The 3,758-nt window shown below is 62.3% G+C and carries 4 protein-coding genes; all 4 read left to right on the plus strand.

All coding sequences use genetic code 11. The features are described 5' to 3' along the window. Positions 1–648: putative selenate ABC transporter substrate-binding protein (locus ACRC1E_RS06885; protein WP_438514371.1), on the plus strand; the 648-nt coding region annotated here is incomplete at its 5' end. Positions 649–736: 88 nt separating this feature from the next. Further along, the gene (locus tag ACRC1E_RS06890; RefSeq protein ID WP_438514372.1) at positions 737–1,528 is read left to right on the plus strand and encodes a phosphonate ABC transporter ATP-binding protein; all 792 of its coding nucleotides are present in this window, start codon (positions 737–739) and stop codon (positions 1,526–1,528) included. Continuing rightward, positions 1,522–3,102: a PhnE/PtxC family ABC transporter permease gene (locus ACRC1E_RS06895; RefSeq protein ID WP_438514373.1), complete on the plus strand. Its 1,581-nt coding sequence runs from the start codon at positions 1,522–1,524 to the stop codon at positions 3,100–3,102. The genes ACRC1E_RS06890 and ACRC1E_RS06895 overlap by 7 nt, the downstream gene beginning before the upstream one ends. 73 nt (positions 3,103–3,175) lie before the next feature. Further along, complete coding sequence (locus tag ACRC1E_RS06900; RefSeq protein ID WP_438514374.1) at positions 3,176–3,556, plus strand: hypothetical protein; 381 nt, start codon at positions 3,176–3,178, stop codon at positions 3,554–3,556. Positions 3,557–3,758 lie beyond the last annotated feature (202 nt).

The raw sequence follows: 3,758 nt of genomic DNA on the forward strand, positions 1-3,758 counted from the left end.
TCGGTCGTGACCGCGCTCAATAGCGACAAGATCGATCTGGCCTGGCTGGGCGGCTTTACCTTTGTGCAAGCCAGCCAGCGCGGCAAGGTGGTGCCGCTGGTGCAGCGCGAGGAAGACACCCGTTTTACCTCCAAATATATTGCCGGTACGGCTTCGGGTATCCACAGCCTGCAGGACTTCAAGGGCAAGAGCTTTGCTTTCGGTTCGGCCTCCAGTACTTCCGGCCACCTGATGCCGCGCTATTTCCTGCAAAAAGCCGGGCTCAAGCCGGAAACTGCGTTCAAGAATGTCGGCTATTCCGGTGCGCATGATGCGACTGTCGCCTGGGTTGCATCCGGCAAGGTCGATGGCGGCGTGCTCAATGCCTCGGTGTGGGAAAAGCTGGTCGAAAGCGGCAAGATAGATCCAAGCAAGGTCAAGGTGGTGGCGACCACGCCGTCTTTTTACGATTACAACTGGACGGTACGCGGCACGCTGGATGCCAAGCTGCAGAAGAAAATCAGCGCCGCCTTCCTCAAGCTCGACCCGAAAAAGCCGGCTGATCTCGCCATTCTCGATCTGCAGCGCGCGACCCGCTTCGTACCGACCCGCGCCGCCAACTACCAAAGCATAGAATCGGCCGCGCGCGAGGCCGGTTTGTTGAAATAACCGCAGCACGCCGGGCAGCGATGCATGCGCCTCGCGCATGCGCTGCCCGATCAAGATATCCCGAATTTCAAAAAAGCCCCCGAAAGCCATGAGTCTAGAATTCGATTCGGTCAGCTTGCGCCTTGGCCAGACGCTGGTGCTTGACGATATCCGTCTGTCTGTCGCGCAAGGCGGGCAGCTGGCACTGATAGGCCCCTCCGGTGCCGGCAAATCCTCGCTAATGCAGCTGGCTAATACCGCTTATGTCCCAACTCGCGGCAGTGTTCAGTTGCTGAACGCGTCGCCGTGGCAACTCAGTGCCCGCCAGCTCAAGGCATTGCGCACCCGCATCGGGACTATTTACCAAAGCCCGCCGCTACCTGCGCGCCAGCGCGTGGTGCATGCGGTACGCGCCGGCCGTCTGGGGCAGATGTCTACGCTGGCTTCCCTCGCACAATTGCTGTGGCCTCACCAGCATCAGCCTGTTGTCGATGCACTGGCGCAAGTGGCGCTGGCCGATAAACTGTGGATGCGTTGCGACCAGCTTTCCGGCGGCCAGCGCCAGCGTGCCGGCATTGCCCGCGTGTTGTATCAGGCGCCTGAATTGTTGCTGGCCGATGAGCCGGTATCGGCGCTGGACCCGCATCTGGCCGAGCAGACCGTCAGCCTGCTGTGCCGGGATGCGCATCGTCGTGGCGCGACCTTGCTGATGAGCTTGCATTCGGTCGAGCTGGCGCTCGCCCATTTCGAACGCATTGTCGGCCTGCGCGGCGGGCGCATCCTGTTTGACCTGCCCCGCAGCCAGGTCAGCCCGGCCTTGCTGGATCAGCTCTATCGCGGAGATAGCGCCACACCCTTGGCGCCGGCACCCCTTAGCCGTGCGGCGGCATGGCCATGCTAGATCCTGCTCCTTCGTCTATGCGCGATCCAGCGCGGCGGCCACGGCTGCTGGCGACACTGGCCCTGATGCTGTTGCTGGCACCGGCATTTCAGTCCAGCGGTTTTCATCCGGCAGCATTGCTGGACAGTGGCAGCTGGACCACGCTCGCGCAGTTCGTGAGCGGTTTTTTCCCGCCGGCGCATGAACGCTATTTTTTGGATGAAGTCGCAGGTGAAACCGCGGTGACGCTGGCCAGTGCAACACTGGGGATCGCGCTTGCCATGCTGATCGCCATCCCTGCCGCTTTTGCCAGCTGTGCAGCACTGGATACACCGGGCTCGCATCATCCTGTGTGGCAGGCCGGGCAGAGCCTGCTACGCGGCATGCTGGTTGTGCTGCGGGCGATTCCGGAAATTGTGTGGGCCTTGCTGTTTGTACGCGCGGTGGGTCTGGGCAGCCTGCCTGCGGTACTGGCTATCGGTCTGGCCTATGGCGGCATGCTGGGCAAGGTCTATGCCGAAATTCTTGATTCCCAGCCGGCAGAGGCCTGCCGTGCACTTGCCATTCAGGGCGCCAGCCGCGGGCAGCGCTTGGGCTGGGCCTTGCTGCCGCAAGCCATGCCCGAACTGGTGAGCTATAGCGTGTACCGCTGGGAATGTGCGATTCGCGCCTCGGCGGTGATGGGTTTTGTCGGGGCAGGCGGCATCGGCCAGTTGCTGGATACCAGCATCAAGATGATGAATGGCGGTGAAGTCAGTACGCTGCTGTTGGTCTTTGTGTTGCTGGTGATGATGAGCGACGGCATCAGCCGTCTGGCAAGGGCAGCACTTCATACCGGATACGGGCAAGCCCTGTTGCTGGCCGGGGTGCTGCTGGCACTGGGTGCCAGCCTGCTATGCCTGGCGCCGGCGTGGCTGGCGGGCGGATTCGACTTCAAGGCGTTGCCTGCCTTTGCGGCCGAATTCTGGCCGCCGGACAGCGGGCCGGATTTATTTGCCGGCCTGGCGCAAGGCATGGCCGAAACGCTGGCCATGTCGGTGACCGGCACCGTGCTCGCCTGTCTTTTTGCCGCATGGCTAAGCCTGCCTGCCGCCGGCCTGATGGGCGTTCTGCCTCAAGCCGTGGCCCGCTTGCTGCTGAATTTACTGCGTGGCGTACCCGACCTGATGTGGGCGGCACTGGCTGTGCTCTTGGTCGGTCTGGGGCCGGCGGCCGGCGTGCTGGCGCTTTGTCTGCATACCAGCGGGGTGTTGGGGCGGCTGTTTGCCGAAACGCTGGAAAATGCCCCGCGAGAACCGGTGCAGGCGCTGCTGCTGTCGGGGGCATCGCCTACCAGCGCGTTTTGCTACGGCCTGCTGCCAGCCATCATGACGCAATGGCTGGCCTACAGCCTGTATCGCTGGGAAAACAATATCCGCATCGCCGCGGTGCTGGGCATTGTGGGGGCGGGCGGCATCGGCCAGCAGTTGTTTATGGCCTTGTCGCTATTCCAGACCCAAACCGCAGCCAGCCTGATGCTGGCCATGGTGCTGCTATCGTGGACGGTGGAGCGTTTAAGCCGCTGGCTCAGACGGCAGTTGGCGGGCCCCGCTTGATCAGGATTGGCCAATATGCAGCGAGAGCCGGCGCTAGCTGTGGCTTAATAGCGCGGATCAGATAAGGAATGCCATGAAAAAATGTTTGCTTTGTATGCTGCTGTTGTCGCTGCCGGCGTGGGCGTATACCGATGAAGGTCGCCTGCCTTATACCGGCAAGGCCGGCCAGTTGCCGCTGGAAGTGGTCACCGGATTTCTCGGCCAGCGCCTCGGTAGTGACGGCCGTTTTGAATACGCCACGCTGAAGATAGAGCAGCACAGCCGGCCCGAAGCCTTCGATTACGCGCAGATCAGCGTGCTGCGCGAGGGCTTGCTGGACGACAGCGTGCGCGGCAATCGCTGGCGCTTCGACGTGAATCGCGCCAGTGACGGGCGCTGGCGCATCGATAGCGTGCGTGAAGATTTTTCCTGCTGGCGCGGCCGGGCAGGCTGGGGTGTGAAGCCCTGCAGGTAAATGGCCAGCGCCATTGGACAGTCACGCGATTTGCTGGTGCCTGATGAATAAAAGCCGCACCCGGTCATGAGGCGGCTTTTATTCATGTCACAGCCGCCTATACGCGGAAATAGGCCACGCTGCTGCGCAACTGTTCCGCCAGTGTATGCATGCGCTGGACCTGGCTGACCGCAGACTGGGTCGCCTCTGCATTGGTGCCGGC

Source organism: Craterilacuibacter sp., from assembly GCF_051659485.1.
GTDB lineage: Bacteria > Pseudomonadota > Gammaproteobacteria > Burkholderiales > Chromobacteriaceae > Craterilacuibacter.

Excerpts from the sequence above, each read along its gene's own strand:
- ACRC1E_RS06890 (WP_438514372.1), top strand. The coding sequence starts at position 737 with ATGAGTCTAGAATTCGATTCGGTCAGCTTGCGCCTTGGCCAGACGCTG.
- ACRC1E_RS06895 (WP_438514373.1), top strand. The coding sequence starts at position 1,522 with ATGCTAGATCCTGCTCCTTCGTCTATGCGCGATCCAGCGCGGCGGCCA.
- ACRC1E_RS06900 (WP_438514374.1), top strand. The coding sequence starts at position 3,176 with ATGAAAAAATGTTTGCTTTGTATGCTGCTGTTGTCGCTGCCGGCGTGG.